Raw genomic sequence first — 5,780 nt, forward strand, 5'->3', positions numbered from 1 at the left:
CGTGCGACGCAGGGACGATGAGATCCTGGATTCAGGTCGCCGCCACGCCGCGTGTCCAGGCGACCGACGCGTCGCCCTGGGCCGGCGCGGCGTGGGCGGTTCGAAAGCGGCATGGGATGTCGGCCCGCTTGGCGAGCCCGTCGATCGCGTCGGCCGAGACCGGGGGACTGAACAGGAAGCCCTGCGACTGGCCGCAGCCGCAGCTGCGCAGGATCTCGCGTTGCCCCTCGGTTTCCACGCCCTCGGCGATCACGGTCAGGCGAAGGGCCCGGGCCAGGCGAACAATGGCCCGACCACGGCCGCAGCCTCCAGGTCTTCGCCCAGCGGGATGATGAAGCTGCGATCGATCTTGATCTTGTCGATCGGGTAGCGGCGCAAATAGCTGAGGCTGGAATAGCCGGTGCCGAAATCGTCCAGGGCCAGTGAGAAGCCCAGGCCCCGCAGTTCGGCCAGGGCCCGGCAGGTGGTCTCGTCGTCGCCGAGCAGCACCCCTTCGGTGATCTCCAGCTCGATCTGGCCAGCGTGGGCCCCGGCCTCGGACAGCAGATCCTGGACGGTCTCGGTGAAGCCGGGCCGCCGAAGTTGAGTGGCTGAGACGTTGATGGCCACCTTCAGCGCCGGCCAGCGCAGGCTGTCGTGCATCGCCTTGAGCATCACCATCCGGCCAAGGTCCTCGATCAGGCCGCAGTCCTCGGCCAGGGGGATAAAGAACCCCGGCGAAATCGGGCCCTGTTCGGGATGGTTCCAGCGGGCCAGGGCCTCGACCCCGATCAGTACGCCCCGGGCGTTGACCTGGGGCTGGTAAGCGAGGTGGATTTCATCGCGCAGCAAGGCCTGGCGCAGGTCCTGCTCCAGGCGCCGACGCTGTTTGAGGACGGCGTCCATCTCGGATTCGAAGAAGCAGAAGCGCCCCCGTCCGTGGTCCTTGGCGCGGTAGAGGGCGACGTCGGCGCGCCGGGCGACCTCTTCGCCGCTGATAAAGGTTTCGAAGGCGTCGACGACGGCCACGCCCATTGACGCGCCGCTGAAGATCGGCCCGCAGCTCAGCGGCGCGGGCTCGCCCAGGGCCTCGAGCACACGCTGGGCCAGGGCCTCGGCCCCCGCCGCGTCGAGGTCTGGCGCCACGATGCCGAATTCGTCGCCGCCCAGCCGGGCCACGGTTTCCTTGCCGTGGCAGACCGCGCCCAGCCGCTGGGATGCGTGGCGTATCAGCTCGTCGCCGACGTTGTGGCCGTGGGTGTCGTTGACTTCCTTGAAGCGGTCCAGATCGATGATGAACACGGCCAGGCTGCGATCGGAACGCGCCAGGCGGTCCAAGGCGTGGCGCAGGCGCTCGTCGAACAGCAGCCGGTTGGGCAGGCCGGTCAGGGCGTCGTGCAGCGCCATGTGCTTGGCCCGCGCCTCGCTGACAATCAGCCCCTCGGCGATGAGACGCGACCGTCGCACCGAGATCAGCACAGCCAGGACCAGCATGCCCACCACCAGGCCGATCGGCAGGATGCTTCGCCGCAGCAGGTCTCGTCCGGGCTTCGACGGCGTCCAGTCCAGGGTAGCGACGACCTTGCCGGTAAGATCCCGCAGGCCGACATGGGCTTCATCGGCCTCGCTGGTGGCGTTGCCGACGTGAAGGTGGATGCCAGGCAACAGAAACCGGTCACCAAAGGCGGTGAGAAAGTCTTGGTCGATCCGTAGGGCCGTTACCACCACCACCCCGGCGCCGGGGCGTCGCGTGGACTTGCCGAAATCGGGCTGCACCAGGCTGGCGGTCAGGAAATAGGCTTCGTCCCCGAAGGTTTCGATCGAGGTCGTCTGGTTGGGTCGCGACACCAGGGCGCGGTCGGCGCGCGGTCCCGTGACCCGGGGTTCCTGGGCGTCGCGTTGGCGCACCTGTCGCACCAGGGGCAAGACCCGGGCGGTGAAGGGCGCGATTTCCGCTGGCTGCAGTAGTCGGCCCTTGGTCCCGGCCATCAAAGGCCGGTCGGCGCCGTCCAGGATGATGATCTTCTCGAAGCCGGCCTGACCAAACAGGTAGGCGTTGATGTTCTCCTGCGCCCAGGCCCGGTCGAAGCGCACGTCCAGGTGCTCGACCGCGTCGTCCCAGAGCACCTGGGGCGAGACGGCGCGTTCGACCTCGAGGACCTTGCCGACCACGCCGCGGGTGACGAGTTCCCGTTCGTGGGACAGGGCGCCGCGGTCGATCTGCGCGGCGATAGCCATCAGGGCGGCGATCATCAGGCCGACCGACGACATCGCCACCAGGGCCAAAGGGGTCGACAGGCGCGATTCAAGTCGTTTCATCAGGTCGCGCGCTCGCCAACGTCTCGCAATGAATTGCCTGTTCCATAAGCGACCGGCGTGGATAAGGTCCGACTAACAGCGAGCGACAATTGTGGCGGCCGGCGCCCATTTTGGGGAATGGCCCCGCGCTTGACGTCGACTCCGCCCGGGCCGGCGTCAGGGCCTCTTGCGTGACGCTACGGCTAGGCCCTCATACTGGGAAAAACACCCTAGGGAGACCGTCGTCATGGCCATCAAGACCCGTTTCACCGAACTGTTCGGCGTCGAACACCCGATCGCCCAGGGCGGCATGCAGTGGGTCGGCAAGGCCGAGCTGGTCGCCGCCGTCGCCAATGCCGGGGCGCTGGGCTTCATCACCGCCCTGACCCAGCCGACGCCGGAAGAGCTGGCCAAGGAAATCCAGCGCACCAAGGACCTCACCGACAAGCCGTTCGGGGTCAACCTCACCATCCTGCCGGCCATCAAGCCGCCCCCCTATGCCGAGTATCGCGCCGCGATCATCGAGGCGGGGATCAAGATCGTCGAAACGGCCGGCTACAAGCCGCAAGAGCATGTCGACCACTTCAAGGCCAATGGCGTGAAGGTGATCCACAAGTGTACCGCCGTCCGCCACGCCCTGTCGGCCGAGCGCATGGGCGTCGACGCCATCAGCATCGACGGCTTCGAGTGCGCCGGTCACCCGGGCGAGGACGACATTCCCGGCCTGATCCTGATCGCCGCCGCCGCCGATAAGGTGAAGATCCCGATGCTGGCCTCGGGCGGCATCGCCGATGCGCGCGGCCTGGTGGCGGCCCTGGCCCTGGGCGCCGACGGCGTCAACATGGGCACCCGCTTCTGCGTCACCCAGGAGGCCCCGATCCCGATGGCTTTCAAGGAGCAGATGGTCGCCAATGACGAGCGCCAGACCGACCTGATCTTCCGCACCCTGCACAACACCGCCCGCGTCATGCGCAATGCGGTCAGCCAGCAGGTGGTCGAGATCGAGCGGGCCGGCGGGGCCAAGTTCGAGGACGTCCAGGCCCTGGTTGCCGGCACCCGCGGCCGCGACGCCCTGGCCAATGGCGACACCGACGGCGGCATCTGGTCGGCCGGCATGGTCCAGGGCCTGATCCACGACATCCCGACCGTCAAGGACCTGGTTGACCGCATGGTCGCCGAGGCCGAGGCGATCATTCGCGGCCGGCTGGCGGGGATGCTGGCCTAGTCCCGCGTCCTGGGGCGCCATCCTCCGCGGTCGCGGGGGATGGCGATGCCCTTGGGGCAAGGCTCGCCCGCCCGCGAGCGCCAAGCGTAAACGTCTCGGCAAACACTGTGACGCGGCTATGAAGTTTTCGCGAAATGGCCGGGCCTGCGGCCTGCTGTTAGAGTCTTATTAGCCGGCGAATGTTCCCTCACACGACAGTGGAGGCGCGCCCTATGTTGACCCTGAGAGACACAGTTGCTTACGTCGCTCCGGCGCGTGCGGATGATCTTGGCAAGACCCTCTATGAGCGATTTCGCGAAGAGCCCGATACGCTGATCGTACCGGTTCTGGATCAGGACAACCGACCGATCGGCTTGGTCGAACGCAACACCTTCATTCTGCGCATGGCCGCCGAATATGGCCGCGCCCTTTATGCCAATCGGCCGATCTCGGGGCTGATGGACGCCGAACCGCTGATCGTCGAGGCCGATGTCGAACTGGAGGCCTTCACCAGCGACATCCTCTCCTATCGCGCCTCGGACCTGCTGCGCGGCTTCATCGTCACGGACGGCGGCCTCTATCTGGGCGTCGGCACGGTGCTGGCCCTGCTTCAGGCGGCCAGCGAGATGAACCGGCGTGGGGTCCTGGCCCTGGCCCAGGCCAACGCCTCGGCCGAACAGGCCCGGACCTTCATGACCGCGGTCGTCGAGGCCATTCCCTCGATGGTGTTCGTCAAGCGCGCCGACGACCATCGCTATGTGCTGCTCAACCGGGCCGGCGAGAAGATGCTGGGCCATGCCCGCGAGGACATGATCGGCCGCACCGACGCTGAGTTCTATCCCCAACAGTTGGCCGAGATCTATCTGGCCCGCGATCGCGAGGTGATCCAGTCGGGCGAGGTGCGAGTCATCGAGGAAGACCACGTGCCGCGCAAGGATGGTTCGATGGCGATCATCCGGACCAAGAAGATCGCCATCCCTGGGCCCGACGGCCAGGCCGAGTATCTGCTGGGCGTCTCCGAGGACATCGCCGAGCGCAAGCGGGCCGAGGCCCAGATCGCCCGGCTGGCCCACTATGATCCCCTGACCGAGCTGCCCAACCGTCTGCTGTTCCAGAAGGGGCTGTCGGAGGCCCTGGCCCGCGCCTCGCGCCGCGAGGATTTGGTGGCGGTGCACTGCCTGGATCTGGATCGCTTCAAGACCGTCAACGACACCCTGGGCCATCCGATCGGCGACGCCTTGCTGAAGGCCGCCGCCGAGCGGCTGCGGCGCTGCGTCCGCGAAGGCGACACCGTGGCGCGGCTGGGCGGCGACGAGTTCGCGGTCGTTCAGACCGGCCTGAGCGATCCGTCGGACGCCACGCGCCTGGCGACCCGGATCGTCGAGGCCCTGGCCAAGCCGTTCGACCTGCAGGGCCATCAGGTGGTGATCGGGGCCAGTGTCGGGGTGGCGATCTCGCCCAATGACGGGTCGGATTCCGCCGAACTGCTCAAGAAGGCCGACATGGCGCTGTATCGCGCCAAGGCCGACGGCCGCGGGGCCTTTCACTTCTTCGAGCGGGCAATGGACGACCAGCTCCAGGCGCGTCGCTCCCTCGAGGTCGACCTGCGCGTCGCCCTGATCCAGGGGCAGTTCGAGCTCTATTATCAGCCCCTGTTCGACCTGGCCTCGAACCGGGTGACCGGCTGCGAGGCGCTGCTGCGCTGGCGTCACCCGATCCGGGGCATGGTCTCGCCCCGCCGACTTCATTCCGCTGACGGAAGAAATCGGCCTGATCGCGCCGCTCGGTGAATGGGTGCTGCGCCAAGCCTGCCGCGAGGCGTTCGGCTGGCCCAATCACGTGCGCCTGGCGGTCAACCTGTCGCCAGCCCAGTTTCGCGACCGTCGCCTGGTGGCCACCGTGGTCTCGGCCCTGGCGGAATCGGCCTGCCCGCCGAACGCCTCGAACTGGAAATCACCGAGTCCGTGCTGCTGCAGGACAATGCGGCCAACATGTCGATCCTGCACAATCTGAAGGCCCTGGGCGTCCGCATCTCGATGGACGATTTCGGCACCGGCTATTCGTCGCTGAGCTATCTGCGCAGCTTCCGTTCGACAAGATCAAGATCGACCAAACCTTCCGTGCGCGACATCCTCGAGGATCCCGACGCCCTGGCGATCATCAAGGCTGTGCTCGACCTCGCGCCAGCCTGGCATCACCACCACGGCCGAGGGCGTCGAGACCGAGGCCCAACTGGAGGAGCTGCGCCGTCAGGGCTGTAGCGAGATCCAGGGCTATTTCATCAGCCGGCCAAGCCGGC

At 67.3% G+C, this 5,780-nt stretch carries 2 protein-coding genes and 2 pseudogenes; 3 read left to right on the forward strand and 1 reads right to left on the reverse strand.

What is annotated here, in order from left to right:
• Positions 1-31: 31 nt before the first annotated feature.
• Positions 32-2,298, reverse strand: a pseudogene (locus CSW58_RS11985) (putative bifunctional diguanylate cyclase/phosphodiesterase).
• Positions 2,299-2,464: 166 nt separating this feature from the next.
• On the opposite strand from CSW58_RS11985, the gene CSW58_RS11990 reads away from it, so the two are divergent.
• The 3 genes and pseudogenes from CSW58_RS11990 to CSW58_RS16300 all read left to right on the forward strand — a co-directional run.
• Entirely contained in the window at positions 2,465-3,502 is a 1,038-nt protein-coding gene (locus CSW58_RS11990) for a nitronate monooxygenase family protein (RefSeq protein WP_255406584.1), read from the forward strand.
• A gap of 212 nt (positions 3,503-3,714) precedes the next feature.
• Complete coding sequence (locus tag CSW58_RS11995) at positions 3,715-5,271, forward strand: putative bifunctional diguanylate cyclase/phosphodiesterase (RefSeq protein ID WP_369825175.1); 1,557 nt, start codon at positions 3,715-3,717, stop codon at positions 5,269-5,271.
• Positions 5,255-5,780, forward strand: a pseudogene (locus tag CSW58_RS16300) (EAL domain-containing protein); the annotation flags it as partial. The gene CSW58_RS11995 and the pseudogene CSW58_RS16300, both read left to right, overlap by 17 nt.

The sequence above is a fragment of the Caulobacter sp. B11 genome (assembly GCF_002737765.1).
In the GTDB taxonomy this organism is placed as follows: Bacteria; Pseudomonadota; Alphaproteobacteria; order Caulobacterales; family Caulobacteraceae; genus Caulobacter.